Here is a 21,017-nt window from a genome sequence, read left to right as displayed (position 1 = left end):
CGCCGCGCGCTACACCTTTTGTGACGCGCTACCCGAGCTAGGGGCGCGCGTCGCAAAAGGTGTAGCGCGTGACGAGACCGCTCGGCCCAGAGACCGCTCAGCGCAGAGGCCGCTCAGACGAAGCGGATGCCGTTCTGCAGCCGGGTGCGCACGTCGAAGGCCTCGGTGCCACCCGTGCGCCGCGAGTCCGGCAGCCCGTTCCGCAGCAGGGCAGGCAGGTGGGACTGCTGCACGACGCCCGTCGACGCACCGCGACTGGAGCCGATCACCTGGAAGGGCAGATCGAGCGCGTCGTCTGGGAGGACGATCAGCAGACCGGTGAACTTCACCTTGAGCGACCGCGCGACCGAACGAGCCCCGAGGGCGAGGGAGTGCATGGGCTTCGACGCGCCGATGGGGTCGCCGATCAGTTCGCCGCGACGCACACGAACGGGCTCGCCGTAGTCCTCGGACAGGATCGCGAACAGCCCGCTCGGGCCGAGCACGATGTGGTCGATCTTCTGATCCGGTTCCCCTGTGGCGACGTCGTGCCAGATCGTGAAGCCGATGCCGAGCTCGGCGAGTGCCGTGGCCGTCGCCTCTTCGGCGATGGCATCGGCGAGGATGTGACGGATCTCGCGAGGCGCCGTGCGCACGAGCGCGGGGTCATAGGGGTTCTCGAGCGGAACACCACGACCGACCCACTCGCGCATCAGGGTGAGGAACCGCTCCCGACGCCAGCCGCCGGGGTGTCCGTATGAGCGGGCCTTCGGCCGCGAGTCCCGTCGCCCGGGAGCGGAGGCGCCGCCAGACGACGGTGCTGCCCACGCCGATGTGCTCTGGCCGCCGGAGGCATCCGCACGCGACATCGTCGCACCGGCCGCGCCTGCCGCGCCCGACCCGCGATCATAGGCGGCCCGCAGCTCCGGTGTGCCGATGCGCTCCCAGGCGAGTTGAACAGCGTGGAACCTGGCTTCGCTTCCCCCGGTGTCCGGGTGGGCCTCTCGAAGCCGGCGCCGGTAGGCGCGACGCAGTTCTTCAGCACTCGCTGACGACGGCACACCGAGCACTTCATACGGCGTGGCCGACATCGGACTCTCAGGCATCCGGGCTCTCTCGGGAGGGCGAACAGGGGATCGACGCGAAGTCGGGTGTACTCGACGTTACCGTGACACACCCGGAGAGGCATTCAGAGAACGCCAGCGTTCGCGAGAAGCGCACGCCACCCCGCGTGCCGCGGTCGATGACACGCGTCTGGCTCCGCGGTGAGCCGAGCCGGGCACGTCGCCCCCCGCACGCACACCACGCGCCATAGGCTGATGCCGTGCACGAACCCCTGCGGATCTCTGTTGTGATACCCGTGCGCGACGATGCCAGGATGCTCGAGAGCTGCCTCGACGCCCTGGCCGCGCAGACACGGCGGGCAGACGAGGTCGTCGTCGTCGACAACGACTCGAGCGACGACTCCGCCACGATCGCACAGCGGGGCGGCGCCCGCGTCGTCACCGAGCCGGTGCACGGCATCCTCGCCGCAACGGCCACCGGCTTCGACAGCGCGACGGGCGACCTCTTCGCCCGCATCGATGCCGACTCCGTTCCGCCGCCGGACTGGCTCGAGCGCGTCGAGAAGCACTTCATCGCGCAGCCCGGCATCGCCGCACTCACGGGCCCCGGCGACTTCTACGGCGGCAACGCCGTTGTGCGCAGAATCGCGAGAATCGCCTACATCGGCGGGTATTTCTGGTCGATGGGCCTCGTGCTCGGGCATCCACCGCTGTTCGGCTCGAATATGACCATCACAGCGGATGCCTGGGCACGCATCCGCACATCGGTGCACCGTCGAAGGCGCGAGGTCCACGACGACCTCGACATCAGCTTCGCCCTTCAGCCCGACATGCGTGTGGTGTACGACCGAGACCTCGCCGTGGGCATCTCGGCACGGCCGTTCGACTCCTTCGCCGGGTTCGCCAGGCGCATCGCGTGGGCCGCCACCACGATCGCCCTCGGTGTGCGCACGCATCCGCCGGTGGCCAGGCGCAGACAACGCCGACGGGCGCAGGCACAAGACGCGCAACCCGGCTCCGCATAACAGGCCGCGCACCCGTCAGGCTCCGCGCCTCAGAACCCAGCCTCAGCGCTCAGCCTCAGCGCTCGACCTCAGGCCCTGACTCAGCCGCCTTCTCGCACAGCGCGATGAGGTCACGCGAAAGCTGATGCGGAGCCGTCTCACACGGGCTGTGGCCCGTGCGGTAGACGTGGATGCTCGCCCCGATCCTCTGGGCGAAACGGCGGTGCAGTCTCAGAGGCCACAGATCGTGGTCGCCGACGGCTATCGCGATCGGGATGCCGCTCTCGGCCAGCGCCCGGTCGCAGTTCGGAACGTTTTTCATCAGCCGCATCACATCGACGTGGGAGTCGTGCCGGGTGAGCTGGAACCGATCGCGGATGAATGTCAACCGCATCGGGGTGACCCGGTGCAGGTTGTTCACCACACCCCACTTCATCAGTGCAGCGATCACGGCGGGCGACGCGATGCGGCTCAGCGCGCCGATGATCCTCACACCGCGGAACGACTGGCCAGAGAGCGGGGGAGTGGAGAGCAGGGTGAGGCTTCTCACGAGCTCGGGCTCACGCTCGACCACACACTGCGCCACGATCCCGGCGAACGAATAGCCGAGCACGTGCGCCGGTTCGCCCGCGCGCAGGAACGCGATCAGGTCGTCGACGAACAACGCGTAGTCGTAGTGCTCGCGAGGGGGATCGAGAAGCCAGGGCCCGGCATCCGCCGATTCATACTGCCCCGCCAGGTCGTAGCTCTGCACGTGGTATCCGGCCGCGACGAGCAGCGGCATCATGAACCAGAAGTCCTCTTTCGAGCCGGTAACCCCCGGCACCAGAACAACACGCGGATGACGGGGGTCGCCCATCGACGCCGTCGCCAGTCGTCCGCTGGGCGCGTCGAAGACCCCGATCGTGATCCCCGGAGGAACCAACGCCCAGTCGATGTCGGGGAGTGACCCGTCTTTGACCGTAAGATCCGTTGACACGGCGCCAATCTACAGCCTTCGGCCGCAGATCGTGGTGTGACCCGGTGTGACCCGGTGTGACGGCACGAGTCGACGGAAGCGGGTGACCTGTGGTTGAGTGAACGGGTACGCAGCGTTATGCGAAGCCTCGCGCCACCGCCATTCGCCCTTAGAGCATCCGCTCGCCGGGATGCGGTGGCAGCGGCTGCGGATCTTCCGATATCGACCGGGAGTCCGCGTGACTCCCGTTTCAAGGAGCTCTCGATGCACGCCAGTACCGAACAGATTCTCACCACACACGCCGGCAGTTTGCCCAGAACGCCTGAACTGATCGCGGCCAACGAGGCGAGGGAGTTCAGCGACGACGGCTTCACGCTGACGCGCACACCCGCGTTCGAGGCGCTGCTGACGGATGCCGTCGTCGACCTCGTCGCGAGGCAGAAGTCGATCGGCGTCACGGTGCCGGGCGACGGCGAATACGGCAAGGCCATGTCGAGCGCCGTCGACTACGGCGCGTGGTGGACGTACTCGTTCCAGCGCACAGCCGGGCTCGAACTCACGGACTTCAACCCGATCCTCTCTGCGCCGGTGCGCAGCGAACCCGGGCAGGTGCGGTTGACGAGCTTCGCCGACCGCCGCGACTGGACTCGTTTCGCCGAGGCGTACCAAGACCCGACGAGCGGGATCGCGCTCGGCAAGAATGCGACAGCCTTCCCCAGCTGCACCGGCCCGCTGCGCTACACGGGGCAGGATGCCTTGGCGACCGACATCCGCAACCTCAAAGCCGGTCTCGACGCCGCCGGCCTCGACGAGGGTTTCATCACGGCGCTCTCGCCGGGCTCGGCGAGCCGCATCGGCAACGACTACTACGCCACAGAAGAAGAGTTCATCTGGGCCTGGGCGGACGTACTGCGCGAGGAGTACACGGCGATCATCGACGCGGGGCTGATCGTGCAGATCGACGATCCCTCGATCGCCGAGAACTGGGACCAGGTCAACCCAGAGCCGTCGGTCGAGGACTACCTGTCGTTCACGCGCATCCGCGTCGAGGCGCTCAACCATGCCCTGCGCGGCCTGCCGGCCGATCGCATCCGCTTTCACCTGTGCTGGGGCAGCTGGCATGGACCCCACACAACAGACCTCGAGATGAAGCACCTCGTCGACACGATGCTGACCATCGACGCGGGGGCCTATTCGTTCGAGGCCGCGAACGCGAGGCACGAGCACGAGTGGCGGGTGTGGCAGAACACGGTTCTTCCCGAGGGCAAGCTGATCCTGCCCGGTGTGGTGGGTCACGCAACTAACGTCGTCGAGCATCCGGAGCTCGTCGCCGATCGCATCGAGCGGTTCGCGCGACTCGTCGGGCGAGAGAACGTCATCGCGTCCACGGACTGCGGGCTGGGCGGACGCATCCACCCGCAGATCGCGGTGGCGAAGCTCGAGTCGCTTGCGGCCGGCGCGGCGATCGCCACCGAGCGCCTCTGGGGCTGACGCGCGGCACGGCGGGGGCTGCCGGGCCTCAGCCGCTCTCGATGAGCTTTGCCGCTCTCGGTGACCTTTCCGGACAGAGGTGCTCGTTGCGACGGCCACCTCTGTCCGGAAAGGTCACTGAGAGGCAGGGCTCAGCGCGACATCGGCTCCGATGAGCAGGTCGACGGCCGCGTTGAACAGCGTGTGCCCCTCTGGCGCGATGAGCCACGGCGCCAGCCCGTTCGACCCGAAGAAGAACAGCACCCGGTCCGCCGGAGCGACGCGGCCGCCCGGCAGTCTGGAGCCGCTCGGGTAGACCGCGATGGCGGGCAGGCCCCGCTCGGTCGTGCGCGCGATCACGGATGCGTCAGGTGCAGTCGAACCCCAGGTCACCGTTCCCGGTCCTCGGTACACCCTGACGACACCCGACACGCCCGCAGCGAGAGCGTGGGAGCGGTCCACGATCTCGACGGTCTCCTGCGCGAGAAGCGTGCCGGATTCCGTGGTCAGGCCGAGCGTGTCGAGACGGCCCCAGGCGAGAAGCGGAACGGCGAGCCCGGCGGCAGCGGATGCCGCTTCGACGGATGCTCCCGGCGTCACGATGACCAGATCGGTGGCGGTGCCCGCGGGCACGCCGTCGCTCGCGTCGACGAGGTCCACGTCGAAGCCACGGGCGGTGAGCCGTTCGGACAGGTCCCGGTCCCCAGGGACCCTGTTCTCGCCCGTCAGCACGCTCACGCGATGGTGTGCGTGGACCGAGACGGCCTGCTCACCACCCGCCCGCTCGAGAACCCGGCGCACGAAAGCGGGCAGCACAGACCGCAGCACGTTCGGGTAATGGGCATCGGCCGTGGCCTGTGCTTCGGCGACGTCGTCGCGTTCGGCGGCGATCGCCTGTTCGTGCTCTTCGCCGATGTGCCTGAGCAGTGCGCACGCGAGTGCTCCGGCGCGACCGGCGTCACGTGCCGCGGCGAGCCACGGACGCATGGCGACGGTCAACGGATGCTCGACGGCGTCGTGCTCAGTGCTGTCCTGATCGAGGGCGTCCGCCTGGCCGCCGTCTTCGCCCTCCTCCGCATCGGTGGCGACGGCCTCGCCACCGTCGGCCTCGCCACCGTCCACCTCGCCACCGTCGCCCGCGCGCGCGAGCAGGGTGAGCGCCGCCTCCAGACCGGAGAGCGCGTCCTGGTCCCCGGCGAGCGCCGCCTCTGCCAGCTGTTCGATGTGTTCGCTCTGCGACGCGGACGGTGGCCAGGAGCTGCTCACCCGGACCACCTCGGCGACGCTGCCCGCGTGCTGCCCGGCGACGGCGAGCAGTGCGCGCCGAGCCGAGTCCTGCGGGTCGTAGGCCGGCGGATTCCACGCCCAGTCGGCCACGGTGGCGAGCGCGAGGTGCGACGGCGTCGCCTCGACCATCGGGTTCGAGCTGATCCCCACAAGAGCCGACCCCTCGAGATCTGTTGTCCGGCCGAGAAGCGGCCCGAGAAACAGGCGACTGCGATCGAAGTCGTTGACGGGAAAGTTGTCCCAGAGCACAAGCCGGCGCGCATAGCTCGCCGCGGCGGCGTCGATGTCTGCTCTCGTGACCTCTCCCACAACGATGTCCGAACCCGTCCACATCACCAGTGCGTCTGCCGGAAGGGTCTCGCGCAGACCTGCCCGATACGGTGAGTCGGTGCACCCTGCATAGTCCGTGGGGCACATGACCAGCGGTGTCTGCACACCCTCTGCACGCAGAAAGCCCTCGCAGAACCGCGCACACGCGAGCCCGTGCGCGCGCCCGGCGGCACCGGCATCCGCCCCGAAGGCTCTCACATCGGCCTCGTCGGTGAGTTCGCCGGGAACATCGTCGAAGAGCAGCGCGAACGACCTGACGCCTGCAGAGAGCAGCTGCCCGGCCTTCGCGGCCAGGCTCGTGTGCTCGGCATCGTCTGAGTACCTCATCGAGAGTGCGGGAGAGATCGCATACACGAAATCCACCCGGTTCTTCTCGGCCTCGACCACCAGCTCCCGGATCTCGTCGAGCTCTCGCTCCGGATACGGCTCACGCCACTTCTCGCGATGATACGGGTCGTCTTTCGGCGCATAGACGTATTCGTTGAGTCCGACCCTGGCGGCGAACCGCACGAAGTCGACGCGGTCGTCGTGCGACCACGGCGGCCCGTAGAAGCCCTCGACCACTCCGCGCCGACGCAGCTCGGGCCAGTCCCTGACGGTGAGCGGGTGGATGCCCTCGGCCGACTCGGTGAGCTGCTCGAGCACAGCGCGTCCCCTGAAGACACCCGTGTCGTCAGCTCCCGCGATGACAGCGCCGGCAGCGCTGATGCGCAGCACGTAGCCCTCTGACGGCAGGTCCCACGGGCGCTCATCGGCGAGCAGGGCCCAGGCGTCGCTCCCGCTCGCGGCTCCCGTGAGCACGTGCAGGAGCACATCGCGGGAGACGACGGTGTGCGGGTCGTCGATCCGCAGGTCTCGGGGTCGCGGAAGAACTGTGCCGATCATCTGGGAAGGCCTCCGATCAGGGAGTCAGAGGGCCGCGAGGGCGGATCCGGATGCGAGGACGACGTCCGTTGCGATCACAACGCGCACACCGGCCGACCTGAACACATCGAGCAGCTCGGCAGGCGCATGACTGTCGGTGACGAGCACATCGATCAGCGAGAGCGGCGCCACCCTGATCGGGGCACGGGTGACGAGCTTCGTGTGATCTGCGAGCAGGATCGTGGTTGCCGCACTGCTGCTCATCTGCTTTTTGATATCGGCATCGAGCATGTTCGCGCACATCAGCCCGTCGGCATCGACCGCCGTTGCAGACAACACGGCGACGTCGAACGAGAGCGCCGCGATGGCCGCGCTCGCGGCCGGGCCGGCGAACGATCGTGTGTCTGGCTGGTACACCCCGCCGACGCCGATGACGTCGATCCGTTCGAGCTCTGCGCGCTCGGCGCACGCGGTGATGACCGGCACCGAATGACTGACGACTGTTGTGCCCGCGGCGATCAGCTCTGCGACAGGTGCCACCGTTGTGCCGGCATCGAGCGCGATCGTGGCCGCTCCGGCGAGGAGCGGAGCGCAGGCGGCGGCGATCGCGTGTTTGTCTGCGGTGCTCGCCCTCGTGCGCTCGTCGAACGGCACACCGGTTCCGCCCGCGAGTGTCGCGCCTCCCGGCACACGTCGCGCGAGACCGTCGAGCTGCAGCTGACGCACGTCGCGCCTGATCGTCATCTCCGACACGCCGAAGTCGACGGCAAGCTGAGCGGATGCCACGTAGCCGGCGACCTCGAGACGTCGGAGCAGCTCGGCTCGGCGAGCGGGGGCTTCGGTGTATCGCACGTCTCCATCCAAAGATGCCCGACCGCGTTTGTCAATAGAAGAACAAAACTTGACCTTGTTGTGCAGAAACGGACAGAATTGATCCATGGGCACATCGACGTCGAGTCGTGCTCGCGCGCTCCGCGGGCCTGACGGCTCGTCGACCCCGCTTCTCAGCATCGGAATCGACATCGGCAGCACCAACACCAAGATCGCACTCATCGCTGCGGATGCCGGCGAGCCGATTGTCGGGGACGCGGGCATCGACGCGCCGCACACGGAGGTTCGCGAGCTCGAGACGCGCTCGTTCCCCACACCGGCCTCTGCACCCGATCTGCTCACCGGGGTTATGGACGCCATCCGCGACGTCGTTCAGGTCCCAGACGGCAGCAGCGATCCGACCGATCCAGTCACGTCCGGGCAACCGGTCACCATCGGGATCAGCTCGATGGCGGAGACCGGCGTCGCACTCGACGCGGACGGCCTGCCGCTCACACCCCTCATCCACTGGAACCGCCGCCGGCCGAACGACGCACACACCGCGGGTGTGAGCGGCAGCACGGTCTTCGATGAGATCGGGCCAGAAGAGTTCTTCGCCGCGACCGGTGTGCAGCCGGTGCCGAAGGCCCCGCTGGCCGTGTGGCACGGTCTGCGGCGCGACGACCCCGCGCTCTGGCGGCGGATGGCCCACTGGGCGGGCGTCGCCGATCTGCTCGCCCTCGAGCTCACCGGCACTCTCGCCACAGACCACACACTCGCCGGGCGGACCGGGGCCTACCTGCTGCCCGCCTTCGGTGAGCCTGTTCCCGCCGGCTTCGATCCGTGGCTCCTGTCGGTCGTCGGCCTGGCGCCGTACCGTCTCGCGACAGTCACCGAGCCCGGTGAGCCGGCGGGCGGCCTCACCCGCGCAGCCGCACAGCGCACAGGTCTTGCACCTGGACTGCCCGTATACGTCTGCGGGCATGACCATGCGGTCGGCGCGTGGGGAGCGGGAGTGCGCGAACCCGGCCAGGTCGCCGATTCGCTCGGCACGAGTGAGGCTCTTCTCCGTGTTCTCGAGCGTCCGGTCGATCGCCTCGCCGTCTCGATGGCGGGCATGAGCCTCACCAGAACCGTGTCCGGCACACACGAGAACCTGCTCGCCGGCACAAGCGGTGCGGGGTTTCTGATCGAGAAGTGGTTCCCAGACGGTGTGCCGTCCGGTCTGGCCGGCGAGCTCCCCGGCGCGCTGATGGTGCTGCCGTATCCAGCCGGCAGGCAGACACCGCACCCGGATGCCGGTGCCAGAGCTCGCCTGGTCGACGTCTGTGGTCGTCCCGTCCACAGCTCGCGCTGCACAACCGCGGAGCTCTGGACGGCGACGCTCGTCGGAATGTGCCTGCAGCTGCGCTGGATGAACGAGACCCAGCGCGCACTGATCGGCGAAGACTGTGTGACGGATGCCGGGGGCGCCGATGGCGGGCGCTCTGCGATCCGGATACTGGGAGCACCGGCCGACAACGCGGACTGGCTCAGGATGAAGTCGCTTGTGCTCGACGCGCCTCTCTCTCGCGTCGAGGCGACGCAGACGGTGGCCTCGTCTGCAGGCCTGCTCGCCCTGGTGCACAACGGACGTGTGCCGGCAGACGCGACGCTGCCCCTGGCATCCGTCACAGACGTCATCCCATCGGATGCACAACGGTCTTCGCCCGCCGCTGCCGAGAAGGCGCGCCTCGAAGAGATGTTCGCCGCGTTCGTCGACGCTGCACGGGCCGGCGGGGCGCCCGACGACGACCGAGAACCCACAGCAGACACCGGCACACGCGAGAGAGCCCGATGAACAGACCCACAGCCACACTCGACCGCCTCGCGCGCGACGGCGGCGGCCTCGCCATGGTGGCGATGGACCAGCGTGAGAGCCTGCGCGCGATGTTCGACGCGGTCGGAGCCGGGAGGCCGGCAGACGACGTGCTCACCTCGTTCAAGCTCGTGGTCGCCGACGTTCTCGGCCCGCTGGCCTCTGCCTTCCTGATCGACAGGCACTACGGCTTCGATCGAGTGCGCTCCGCGGGGATGCTCGGGGACTCGACGGGGCTGATCCTCGCGGCAGACGCCCTGACGCAGGACGACGGTGGCCCCGTCGAAGAGACGGCGCTCGACGACGTGGTGCTCGGCCCCGACACCGACCTTCGTGGTGTGGATGCTCTTAAGCTGCTCATCATCTGGCGTCGAGACGATCGCCGCGAGCAGAGGGTCGAACTGGCCAGGTCATTCGTCGGGGCCGCACGTGAACGCGGCCTGCTCTCGGTGCTCGAGCCTGTTGTGCGCGCGACGCCCGAAGAACTCGATGCGGGCGCCTGGGATGCGGACGACGCCATCAACGAGGCCGCCCGCGAGCTCTCGGCGCTGGGGCAGAGCCTGTACAAAGTGCAGGTTCCCCTGGCCGGCGCGGGAACCCCAGACGAGCAACGCCGAGCGAGCGAGCGCCTCGCCGGGGCGATCACCGGCCCCTGGGTGGTGCTCTCTCAGGGCGTCGAGCGAGAGGCGTTCCGCTCCGCGGTCGAGGCGGCCTGCCGTGCCGGCGCAAGCGGATTCCTGGCCGGACGAGCGCTGTGGAGCGACGTCGTCGGCACCGGGATGGCGCCGGACGGCAGCATGGACGCCGAAGACGTGCGCCTGGCACTCCGCGAGCGCGCGGTCCCGCGCCTCGAAGCGCTGATCGACGTGGTCGACACCCACGCACGACCCTGGAGCCTCTCATGAGCACAGCACGCGCGGGCCTGTTGCACACCGTCCCCGCCCTCGCGGGCAGTTTCCACACGGACATCACCGCGACCCGCCCCGACGTCGAACTCGTGCACATCGCCGACCCCGTGCTGTTGCAGACGGCTGTGGACACCGGGGTGACGGATGCCGTGCACAGCGCGGTGCGCGCACATGTCGCCCACCTCGCCGCGTCCGGGGCGATGGCCGTGCTCGTCACCTGCTCGTCGATCGGCGAAGCCGTCGAAGCAGCGGCGGCAACGGCATCCGTCCCCGTCATCCGCGTCGACGCGGCGATGGCGGATGAAGCGGTGCGCCTGGGGCGGAACGGGACAGGTCGCATCCTGGTGCTGGCGACCCTCGAGGCCACCCTCGGCCCCACAACACGACTGATCGAACGCGCGGCCGGTGACGACCAGACGCGCATCGAGGCGCACGTTGTGCGGGGAGCGGCTGCGGCGAGGTCCTCAGGCGATCGGGCCGAGCACAACAGGCTCATCGCGCAGGCGATCCTCGAACCCGGCGCAGAGGCCGATGTCGTTGTGCTCGCGCAGGCGACGATGGTGGACGCCGTTGCCGGTCAGCGCGTCAGCACCCCCGTGCTCACCTCGCCCTCAGGCGGAATCGCTGCCCTGCTGAGGGCGCTCGACAACACGATGGGCACCACACACGACGACGCGGAGCGTGCACGATGACCGTCGACGACATAACCCGCACACGGCCGGCCCTGCGTGTGGAGCGCACCGGAGCCCGCCCTGGAGCCCGCCCTGGAGCCCGTCCCGGCGACCGAGCCGGCGACCGCCTCACCGTGCACGCCGAGTCGTACCGGCTGGAACTCTCCCCATCCGGCAGCACGTCTGCACCTCATGCAGTGCTCCACGGAAGGTCGCGCACCCCGGGCGCCCGCCGCGGCGGGAAGTGGAACGGAACGGCCTGGGAGGGCACCGAGTGGATGGAGATCAACCTTCTCAGCGGCGTCGGCACCCTCGCCGACGCCGACGAGGTGTGGGGAGTGGGTGAGATCACGATCACCGAGGTGCCCGCTACCGACGGAACACACGTCCTCGTCACGGTTCCGCTCAGCAGCACTGCCTGGCAACGGCACGAGACCCGGCTGCTGTGCACACCGGAGTCGGTCGAGCTGTCCGTGAACGTCACCGGAGCCGGTGACCTCGACGAGGTCACGCTCTTCGGCGGTCGTGGCAGTCTGGCAAGCGGCGCGACGGGCGCCTTCCGCTCCGGCGTGGCCTTCACGAGTGTTCTCGCTCCCGTCGCCGGCGAGCCCGTTCAACTGGTCAGGCCGGCCCGCACCCCCGTCTCTCTCGGGGTGGTCGGAGACGCTGCAGCCGGGCGACTCCACGCCGTCTTCTCACCCCCTCCGCTCGCCCTCGGGCTCTCGCGGTCACCGGCGACGGGGGCGACCGACGTCCCCTCCGGAGACTGGCTCGGCCTCTGGCTCCGTGCCCCGGTGCACGAGCTGACCTTCACCGCCATGCGGTACTCACCGCTCGAAGACGGCTTTCTCATAACGCTCGACTACGAGGGGCACACCCGCGTGGACGGCGAGTGGACGTCACCGACCATCGTGCTCAGACCCGTTGCAGACGGGTGGTCGGTGCTGACCGATTATCGCCGCGACCTCGTGGCGTCCGGCTGTGCCCCCGGTGCCGCACCGGAGCCGGCGGGATGGTGGCGGGAACCGATCTTCTGCGGATGGGGGGCACAGTGCGCGCGCTCGGCCCACCGTCTGCATGGCGACGATGACTCTCCCACCGACGACACAGCTCCGGAGTCCGGCGCCGAAGAACTCGCTGTGATCAGAACGGCGCCGAGCTTCGCCCGCGAGGGTGTGTACAACGAGTTCCTCGAGCGGCTGAAGGCCAACGACCTGGTGCCGGGCACCATCGTGATCGACGACCGCTGGCAGGCCGAATACGGCACCGGCGTCGTCGACACCGATCACTGGCCCGACCTCAAGGGCTGGATCGCCGATCGGCACCGCGACGGCCAGCGGGTGCTGCTCTGGTGGAAGGCCTGGGACCCCGAAGGCCTGGCCGCAGAGGAATGCGTGCTGGATCGCACGGGCAGGCCGGTCACAGCGGATGCCGGCAGCGAGGCCTATCTGGGGCGTGTGCGCCGTGTGGTCAACGAGCTGATCGGGCCGGACGGACTCGATGCAGACGGCTTCAAGATCGACTTCACCCAGCGCGGGCCGAGCGGCCGGACCCTCACGGGCTCCGGCCTCTGGGGAATCGCTGCATTGCATCGCCTGCTCGAACAGATCCACAGGTCGGCGAAGGCCGCGAAACCGGATGCCCTCGTGATCGCGCACGCGATGCATCCCTCGTTCGCCGACGTGTGCGACATGGTGCGACTGAACGACGTGTCGAAGCTCGATGTCGTCGGCGAGCCGGTTCCGGTCGTCGATCAGCTCGAGCTGCGGCACGCGGTCGCGACACGCGTTCTTCCCGATCACCTCATCGACACCGACCAGTGGCCGATGCCCGATCGTGCCGAGTGGCTGCGCTACGCGCGGGCGCAGATCGACAAGGGTGTGCCCGCGTTGTACTACGTCGAGGCGATCGACAGGTCGGGGGAGCACATCGACGCAGACGACCTGCGGGCGATCGCAGCCACCTGGTCTGCGTACCGAGAACGGATGCAGCGATGACGGCACCCGCACCGGCATCCGTCGCGACAGAGGTCGCACCCGGGGTCTTCCGGGTGCGAGACACCTGCAACGTCTATCTGATCGCGACCGAACACAACGGCGAACGCACGGCCGTCGCCATCGACTTCGGGTCCGGGCTGGCGCTCGATGTGCTCGACGACCTGGGGATCACCAGGATCACCGACGTTCTGATGACCCATCACCATCGCGACCAGGGCCAGGGCCTGCCCCGTGCGATAGCGCATGGCGCACGGGTTCACGTGCCCCCCGTCGAGGTCGACCTGTTCGAGAACGTCGACGAGATGTGGCGCACCAGGCAGCTCGACAACGACTACAACGTCAGGCAAGACCGGTTCTCGCTGCTCGAGCCGATCGAGGTGAGCGGAACCGTTCCCGAGTACCGCACCGCGGGTTTCGGCGGTGTCGAGATCACCACCGTTCCCACACCGGGGCACACGATCGGCTCTGTGACCTACCTGCTCGACCGAGACGGCTCGCGCATCGCCTTCGCCGGCGACCTCATCTATGCGCCGGGCAAGGTCTGGTCGCTCGCGGCGACCCAGTGGTCGTACACGGCGCACGAGGGGCCGGCGATGATCGTTCTCAGCTGCCACCTGCTGCAAGACGAGCATCCGTCGCTGCTGCTGCCGTCGCACGGCGGCCCCATCGACGATCCGGCCGGTGCGCTCGAGTTGCTCGCCGCACGCATGCAGTATCACGTCGACTCGAAACGCTGGCACCCGTGGGATCTTCACGACCGGCTGAGAAACCCCTACGTCAGGTTGACGGAGCATCTGCTGCTCAACCGCTCGAGCCTGTCGTGCTCGTACGTGCTGCTGTCGAAGACGGGCGAAGCGCTCGTCATCGACTACGGCTACGACATGACCACGGGCCTGCCCACAGGATCGGACCGCGCGGCCCGTCGGCCGTGGCTGGCATCCCTTCCGCAGCTCAAGCGCCAGTTCGCTGTGTCGAAGATCGCCGTCGCACTGCCGACGCACTATCACGATGACCACGTCGCGGGTCTGAGCCTGCTTCGAGACGTTGAGGGAACGGAGATCTGGTCGCCGTCGAACGTCGCCCCCGTGCTCGACGATCCGTGGCGCTACGACCTTCCGTGCCAGTGGTACGAGCCGATCCTCTCAGACCGGGTGCTGCCCGTCGGCGAGGCGTTCACCTGGAACGAGTACACGATCAGGGTGCACGAGCAGCCGGGGCACACGCTGTTCGCCGCCGCGTTCGAGCTGCACGTCGACGGCGTCACCGTCGTGTTCACGGGGGATCAGCAAGAGAACCTCGGCATTCCGGGGGAACGGCACGAGATCCTCAACTACCAGTACCGCAATCGCTTCAGGATCCCCGACTACCTCGCCAGCGCAGAGCTCTATCGGCGCATAGCCCCCGGCCTTCTCGCCAGCGGGCACTGGGAGCCGCGCTGGGTGGAGGACGGCTACCTCGACTACCTCGTCTATGCGGGAGAGGACCTCATCGAGATGCACGAGGCTCTCCTGCCGCTCGACGAGCTCGACCTCGGGGCAGACGGGGTGCTCAGCCGCCTGATGCCGTACCGCTCACGCGCAGCGAGCGGCTCGGTCATCCCCTTCTCGGCCACGGTGCGCAACCCGCATCCGCACACCGAGACGGCACTCATGCGCCCCGTTCTGCCGCGCGGGTGGTCGGTGACGACTGCTGACGGCCACTCAGGCGCCGGCTCTGGCACCGGCACCGCCGAGTTGCTCGTTGAGCTGGAGCCGGGCGAGGAACGCGAGGTGTCATTCTCTGTGCGGGTCGGCGCCGGCGCGGAGCGGAGGGCACGTATCGCCCTCGACGTGACGATCGGCTCGCTGATGCTCGGGCAGCACACAGAGGCTCTCATCGACGTCGTTGAGGCTGCGCTGCCCGATCACACGGTTTTATCCGTCGCCAACGCACGGTTTGAGGCGTTTTAACGTGCCTAGGCGCCGGATGAACACCGTGCCGCAGCGAGGCGGGGCGTCGGTGCCGACGGATGCATCGGTGCCGACGGATGCATCCGTTCTGACAGACGAACCGGCTCGGCCCAGACAGTTGACCCACCGCAGAGCGCCCCGTAGGATCGTGTGGGATCGATCCCACACATCAGGTCAGGGGGGACAGATGACGGCACAGCGGCAACCGGTGCTCGCGCTCGACATCGGTGGAACGAAACTCGCTGTCGCCGTGGTCACGGCCGATGGCCGCACTCACGGCCTCGTCGTCGAGCCGACGGCTCGAGAGAACGGCCCGAACTCGGTGATCGAGCACCTCTTCCGCATGGGGGAGCGCGCAATCAGGGATTCCGGGTTCGAATCGATAGCGGCTGTCGGCATCTCGTGCGGTGGTCCGCTCGATGCACAACGTGGTGTGCTCATCAGTCCCCTGCACCTGCCCGGGTGGAGCCTGGTGCCGATCACAGCCCTGGCCGAGACCCGATTCGGTGTTCCTGCCACCCTTGAGAACGATGCCACATCTGCGGCGCTCGCAGAGCATCGATACGGTGCGGGCAGGGGATCGTCGACGATGCTCTACCTGACGGTGTCGACGGGGATCGGCGGCGGTGCCGTGATCAACGGGCAGCTGCACCGCGGCGCGGCGCGCAACGGGGGAGAGTTCGGCCACATCCTGGTGCGTTCGGGAGGCCGCGCGTGTCTCTGCGGGCGGCGCGGATGCCTCGAGGGCTATGCCTCGGGAACCTCTATCGCCCAGCGCGCCAGAGAGGCTGTGGAGCACTCGGGTTCCTCCTCCTCCCTCGCGTCGCTGCCTGTGATCCGCGCCGAAGACGTCTCTGCGGCCGCGCAGCGCGGCGACAGCCTCTCGCTCGACGTCTGGAACGAGACGACGAGACTGCTCGGTGTCGCGATCACGGACCTCGTGAACATCATGGAGCCGGATCTCGTTGTGCTCGGCGGGGGAGTCACCCGCTCCGGGGAGTTCCTCCTCGCACCGATACGACAGGCCGTGAAGCGCGACGCCATGCCGCCTGCGGCTCGCATGGTCCGCATCGAGCGCGCCGCGCTGGGCGACGTGGTCTGCGTCGTCGGAGCCGGAGCCGCCGCCTTCGACCTGCTCGAGGCATCCGTCACCCCGCGCACGATCATGGCACAGAGGCAGGCGAGCGGTGGCTGACTGGATGCGCGATCAGCTCACCGACCACGTCGCGACGGCGCGCGGCGTCGACGCGATCCTGCCGCGTGTGCACGAGGTCGGCCGGCTGCTCTGCCGCGCCTTCGCCGACGACAAGACGCTCTACACCTTCGGCAACGGGGGGAGCGCTGCAGACGCCCAGCACTTCACCGGCGAGATCATCGGTCACTACAAACACGACAGGCGCCCGCTCGGCGCCGTCACCCTGAGCACCGACCCGACCACGCTCACCTGCATCGCCAACGACTACTCCTATGACGACGTGTTCTCACGACAGGTGCAGGCACTCGCCAGAACCGGTGATGTGGTCGCTGCCTTCACAACGTCTGGCTCATCGGCCAACGTGGTGAAGGCCATGCACCAGGCCAGGGCGAATGGAGCCACAACAGTGCTGTTCGGGGGCGGAAGCGGCGGCGCGGCGCTCGACGCAGCGGATGTCGCCCTTCTCGTGCCGTCGACGTACACCCCGCGAATACAGGAGATGCACACCTTTATGCTGCACGTGATCTCAGAGATGGTCGATGACTGGGCCGCCGCAGAGGGGGCATAACATGCCGAACAAGAGACAGGCACCCGCCGCCGATCGCGCGGCCGACGCACACCGGGCCCCAGACACACAACGGACACCAGAAGAACGACAGGCACCAGAAGAACAACGGATGCCGGCCAAGGCGCCGGCGCGACGTCCGGCCAGACGGCATCCGTCCGCGCGTGTGGCGGCTCCCGTCGCGAACGCACCTGCCGGCGTTCAGTCTGCCGCTCTCGATCCGGAGTCACGCCCCTTCGCGACCCCCGATCGCACACTGCACATGATCGGGAACGCCCACCTCGACCCGGTGTGGCTGTGGCCGTGGCAGGAAGGCTACCAAGAGGCACGGGCCACGTTCTGGTCGGCGATCGAGCGGATGGACGAGTATCCGGATTTCGTCTTCACCTGCGACCAGATGGTGCTGCTCAGCTGGGTCGAGGAATCCGACCCCGAGCTGTTCGAGCGGATCAGGCAGCGCGTGGCAGACGGGCGATGGGTGAACGTCGGCGGCTGGTGGGTCGAGCCGGACTGCAACATGCCCATGGGCGAGAGCTTCGTGCGGCAGGGCTTGTACGGCCAGCGCTATCTGCGGTCACGCTTCGGCAAGCCGGCGACGGTCGGCATGAACGTCGACCCGTTCGGCCACAACGTGATGCTGCCGCAGATCCTGCGCGGGCAGGGCATGGACTCGTACCTGTTCCTGAGGCCCGGCCCCCACGAGAGCGACTTCGACGAGAGCCTGTTCTGGTGGGAGGCACCCGACGGAAGCCGTGTTCTGGGCTACCGCATCCCCTTCGAGTACGGCAGCGCACCAGGATCGGTCGACGGTCAGGCAGACAAGGCGCTCGGCAACTTCGACAAGAGCCTGGGAGACGCCATGATCTTCTACGGCGTCGGAAACCACGGCGGCGGGCCGACCCGGGCGAACATCGAGTCGATCCACCGCTACGACCGAATGGGCTCGTTCGGAAGGATGAAGATGTCCTCTCCCCGTGAATACCTCGACGAGGTCGTCGCGCGCGGCCCGGTGTTCCTCGAGTCGCTCACGGTGCGCCGAGACGACCTGCAGCACCACGCGGCCGGCTGCTACTCGGCCCACTCGGGCATCAAAGCGTGGCAGCGTCGTGCCCAGCATGCAGTGCTCTCGGCGGAGCGCTGGGCAGCGGTGACCGCCGTGCGCGACGACATCGCGTATCCGAGGGAACAGCTCGAGAGGGCCTGGAAACAGGTGCTCTTCAACCAGTTCCACGACGTTCTGCCCGGCTCTGCGATCGAACCGGCATACGAGGATGCCAGAGATCAGCTCGGTGAGGCGATCTCGATCGCCAAGCGCATCACCGTGAGGGCGCACAACGTGATCGCACGCCAGATCAACGTTCCCTTCGAAGACGGGACCCAGCCGGTTGTGGTGTTCAACCAGCATCCGTGGCCGGTCAGCACGGACGTGCCGCTCAACTACGGCGCCCTCCGAGACGGCGTGCACGTCGTCGACGCCGACGGCACCCCCGTGCTCATGCAACACACCCAGTCGACGGCGACCACAAGCGACGTGAGCCGCGGTGCCCTCGTCTTTCGGTCAGACGTGCCCGCTCTCGGCTACCGTCTGTACCGCATGCGTCAGGGCCGCTCCCCGGTCCCCCCTGAGCATCCGTCTGCCGGCGGCGGGCTCAAGGTCACCGAGCACGTGCTCGAGAACGATCTGATCCGGATCGAGCTCGATGAGCGGACAGGGTGGATCCGGTCGTACCTCGACAAGACGACGGGCATCGATGTCGCCGCCGGCGTCGTGACCGAGACGCACACCCAGGTCTGCGACGACCCGACAGACACCTGGGGCCACCGCGTCATCTCGTATGCCTGGCCCGGCGCGCCGATGGAGCTCTCGCGCATCGTCGTGCGTGAGAGCGGCCCGCTTCGCGCACGCGTGAGGATCGAGCGCGGCTGGGGTGCGTCGACACTCGCAGAAGACCTGGTGCTCGACCACGATTCCGCCGTGCTGAGGGTCGATGCGACTCTCGACTGGCGCGAGCGGGCGCACCTGCTCAAGCTGCGTTTTCCAACGGCTCTTCACGACCCGCACGCCACGTTCGGGGTGCCGTTCGGGCACCTGGAGCGACCGGTAGACGGATCAGAGGAGCCTGCGCAGTCGTGGGTCGACCTCAGCGGGACGATCGACGGCAGATCGGCCGGCCTGACGGTGATCGCCGCAAACAAACACGGTTTCGACGCCTCGCCCGGCGACAACCCGAGCATCGGCATCACCGCCACCCGCAGCCCTGTTTATGCATGGCACGACCCGAGGCTGCTCGACCCAGAAGGCATCTACAGCTATCAGGACCAGGGCATCCAGAGGTTCAGCTATGAGCTCGCCCCCCACGCGGGCGACTGGCGGGAGGTCGACCCCGCGCGTCGAGCCGCCCTGCTCGAGGCCCCGGTGCGGGCGATGCTCGAGTCCTCGCACGGCGGTGCGCTCGGGCCGGCCCATTCGTTCGCCTCCGACGACGGCGGGCCGGTGATGATCACCGCCGTGAAGGGCAGCGAAGACCGGGCGGATGCCGATGGCGGCGGCAGCGCCGACCTGATCGTGCGCGCTGTCGAGACACGTGGCGAGAGCGGTTCGGCACAGATCAGCCTGCCGGTGGTCGGTCGCGTGATCGACGCGCACTTCGGCCCCAGCCAGTTGCGCACATTCCGTATTCCGCGCGACCAGCGACTGCGGGTCACCGAGGTCGATCTGATCGAATGGCCGACAGACGGAGGACCCGTCGATGCGCGGGCATCCGCCGAGCCTGAGACCGGGACCACAGACGACCTGGCGCCGAAGCCCCGGCCGGGAATCGAAGACGTCAGCTCTTCGCACTCCCGCACAAGCGAGGAGCGCAACGAGCCGTGATACGTGACGCCCTCCCCGTCACTCTCTCAGCGTCCGGGAGGAGCGTGGGGGTTCTCGGGAGGAACGGGCGACGCGTCGCGGGCGGAGTCTTTGCGCCCGGCGCCGGCGATACGCACCTGTGCGTAGTTCGGCGATGCGATGGCGTTGACGTCAACCGCCTGCCGCTGCTGGCGTGTGCGCAGAGACAGGTAGCGCACGACCGCCACGGCTGTTGCGGCAGCGGAAGCGGCACCGAGCGCGGCGGAAGCGGCGAACAACCACGAGCGGACCGTTGCACTCCGCGAACTCGTGTCTGCGGCCCCTCGCTGCACGTGCATCCTGTCTCCTTGCTCATGCGGTCTCGCGGTCTTGCGGGTACTTCTCCGTGCCAGGTTAGACTCGCCGGTCGGCACCCGGCAGGGGCTTGACCGTCATCCGCAGCTGTGCTCCCGGCAGGGTGGGGATGCCGCGATAAGGACACCATCGGCGACTCGCGTACTGTTCAGCCAGCGGGGCGCGAAAACAGGTTGACGAGGTTGCCGTCTGGGTCGCGGAACAACGCGGATCGGTTTCCCCATGGCATCGTGGTCGGCTCGAGCACCATCTCCCCGAGATCGTCGCGCAGGCGCGCAACCTCCGCGTCTACGTCGGCCACATGCAATTCGATGATGATCGAGTCGTTTTTCCCCGGTTTCGGCGCCTGCTCTCCGAGCATCGCGACCGTAGCGGTGCTTCCGATCGCGATGGCACCGGCCGACGTGCGGAACACGGCGAACTCGGGCGCTGGTCGGTCCGGGACCGATCCGGTGACGAGCTCATAGAAACGGGCGAGCCTGTCGACGTCTTCCGTGATGATCCGTATCGATGCGAAATCCATAGAAGTCCCTACTCTCCGTCAGGCCACTCGACCCGACCCGGGTATATTGCCACGCTCCGGTGACATCCCCCGTCGGAGCGAGCATGCCGGGAGGGTTCGACACGGTCCGCGTCGAGCCCCTCCCGGTGGTCGAGCCTGTCGAGACCCCCACGGTGTCGAGCCCGCCACACCCCGCGGTGGTCGAGCCTGTCGAGACCCTCACCGTGACGAACCCGCCACACCCCGCGGTGGTCGAGCGTGTCGAGACCTGCTTTACTGCCCATCTTCTGCACAGCGAACTTTCTCGAAGAACGTGTCCACAACCCGCGTGTTTACGCGGGTTCTGGCAGGGTGAGTGTCAGTGGTCACTGCTTCACTGAGTGTTATGACCAGCACAC

General features: G+C 68.1%; 16 protein-coding genes. 10 read left to right on the top strand and 6 right to left on the bottom strand.

Features of this window, described 5'->3' with window-relative positions; all coding sequences use genetic code 11:
• Window positions 1-113 precede the first annotated feature (113 nt).
• Window positions 114-1,085, bottom strand: coding sequence for a DnaJ domain-containing protein (locus tag ACYVF5_RS13815; protein WP_460947383.1), 972 nt, complete (start codon window positions 1,083-1,085; stop codon window positions 114-116).
• A gap of 218 nt (window positions 1,086-1,303) precedes the next feature.
• Here ACYVF5_RS13815 and ACYVF5_RS13810 point away from each other — a divergent pair, with 218 nt between their 5' ends.
• Window positions 1,304-2,068, top strand: a complete 765-nt coding sequence (locus ACYVF5_RS13810) for a glycosyltransferase family A protein (RefSeq protein ID WP_460947381.1) — start codon at window positions 1,304-1,306, stop codon at window positions 2,066-2,068.
• Window positions 2,069-2,123: 55 nt separating this feature from the next.
• On the opposite strand, the gene ACYVF5_RS13805 is transcribed toward ACYVF5_RS13810, so the two are convergent.
• Window positions 2,124-3,026, bottom strand: coding sequence for an alpha/beta fold hydrolase (locus tag ACYVF5_RS13805; protein WP_460947379.1), 903 nt, complete (start codon window positions 3,024-3,026; stop codon window positions 2,124-2,126).
• 243 nt (window positions 3,027-3,269) lie between these two features.
• Here ACYVF5_RS13805 and ACYVF5_RS13800 point away from each other — a divergent pair, with 243 nt between their 5' ends.
• Window positions 3,270-4,496, top strand: coding sequence for a cobalamin-independent methionine synthase II family protein (locus ACYVF5_RS13800; RefSeq protein WP_460947377.1), 1,227 nt, complete (start codon window positions 3,270-3,272; stop codon window positions 4,494-4,496).
• Window positions 4,497-4,610: 114 nt separating this feature from the next.
• Here ACYVF5_RS13800 and ACYVF5_RS13795 read toward each other — a convergent pair whose 3' ends face one another.
• On the bottom strand, window positions 4,611-6,977 hold the full coding sequence (locus ACYVF5_RS13795) for a beta-N-acetylglucosaminidase domain-containing protein (protein WP_460947375.1): 2,367 nt from the start codon (window positions 6,975-6,977) through the stop codon (window positions 4,611-4,613).
• Between the two features lie 24 nt (window positions 6,978-7,001).
• Window positions 7,002-7,808 (bottom strand): DeoR/GlpR family DNA-binding transcription regulator, encoded by an 807-nt coding sequence (locus ACYVF5_RS13790; protein WP_460947373.1) that lies wholly within the window; start codon window positions 7,806-7,808, stop codon window positions 7,002-7,004.
• An 85-nt stretch (window positions 7,809-7,893) separates the two neighbouring features.
• Here ACYVF5_RS13790 and ACYVF5_RS13785 point away from each other — a divergent pair, with 85 nt between their 5' ends.
• From ACYVF5_RS13785 to ACYVF5_RS13750, 8 genes are all read left to right on the top strand, one after another.
• Window positions 7,894-9,606, top strand: a complete 1,713-nt coding sequence (locus tag ACYVF5_RS13785; protein ID WP_460947371.1) for an FGGY-family carbohydrate kinase — start codon at window positions 7,894-7,896, stop codon at window positions 9,604-9,606.
• Window positions 9,603-10,529, top strand: a complete 927-nt coding sequence (locus ACYVF5_RS13780) for a hypothetical protein (RefSeq protein WP_460947369.1) — start codon at window positions 9,603-9,605, stop codon at window positions 10,527-10,529. The genes ACYVF5_RS13785 and ACYVF5_RS13780 overlap by 4 nt, the downstream gene beginning before the upstream one ends.
• On the top strand, window positions 10,526-11,224 hold the full coding sequence (locus ACYVF5_RS13775; RefSeq protein ID WP_460947367.1) for an aspartate/glutamate racemase family protein: 699 nt from the start codon (window positions 10,526-10,528) through the stop codon (window positions 11,222-11,224). Before ACYVF5_RS13780 ends, ACYVF5_RS13775 begins: the two co-directional genes overlap by 4 nt.
• On the top strand, window positions 11,221-13,200 hold the full coding sequence (locus ACYVF5_RS13770) for a hypothetical protein (protein ID WP_460947365.1): 1,980 nt from the start codon (window positions 11,221-11,223) through the stop codon (window positions 13,198-13,200). The genes ACYVF5_RS13775 and ACYVF5_RS13770 overlap by 4 nt, the downstream gene beginning before the upstream one ends.
• Complete coding sequence (locus tag ACYVF5_RS13765; RefSeq protein WP_460947363.1) at window positions 13,197-15,149, top strand: MBL fold metallo-hydrolase; 1,953 nt, start codon at window positions 13,197-13,199, stop codon at window positions 15,147-15,149. The genes ACYVF5_RS13770 and ACYVF5_RS13765 overlap by 4 nt, the downstream gene beginning before the upstream one ends.
• A gap of 187 nt (window positions 15,150-15,336) precedes the next feature.
• Window positions 15,337-16,344, top strand: a complete 1,008-nt coding sequence (locus tag ACYVF5_RS13760) for an ROK family protein (RefSeq protein ID WP_460947361.1) — start codon at window positions 15,337-15,339, stop codon at window positions 16,342-16,344.
• A complete protein-coding gene (locus ACYVF5_RS13755) occupies window positions 16,337-16,912 on the top strand; it encodes a D-sedoheptulose-7-phosphate isomerase (protein ID WP_460947359.1) in 576 nt (191 codons plus the stop codon). Before ACYVF5_RS13760 ends, ACYVF5_RS13755 begins: the two co-directional genes overlap by 8 nt.
• A gap of 1 nt (window position 16,913) precedes the next feature.
• The gene (locus ACYVF5_RS13750; protein ID WP_460947357.1) at window positions 16,914-19,784 is read left to right on the top strand and encodes an alpha-mannosidase; all 2,871 of its coding nucleotides are present in this window, start codon (window positions 16,914-16,916) and stop codon (window positions 19,782-19,784) included.
• Between the two features lie 26 nt (window positions 19,785-19,810).
• Here ACYVF5_RS13750 and ACYVF5_RS13745 read toward each other — a convergent pair whose 3' ends face one another.
• On the bottom strand, window positions 19,811-20,101 hold the full coding sequence (locus ACYVF5_RS13745) for a hypothetical protein (RefSeq protein ID WP_460947355.1): 291 nt from the start codon (window positions 20,099-20,101) through the stop codon (window positions 19,811-19,813).
• A gap of 164 nt (window positions 20,102-20,265) precedes the next feature.
• Entirely contained in the window at window positions 20,266-20,640 is a 375-nt protein-coding gene (locus ACYVF5_RS13740) for a VOC family protein (protein WP_460947353.1), read from the bottom strand.
• Window positions 20,641-21,017 lie beyond the last annotated feature (377 nt).

The organism is Okibacterium endophyticum (genome assembly GCF_054780075.1).
The sequence above is the reverse complement of the archived record's forward strand: the minus strand, read 5'-3'. Positions and strand labels throughout refer to the sequence as shown.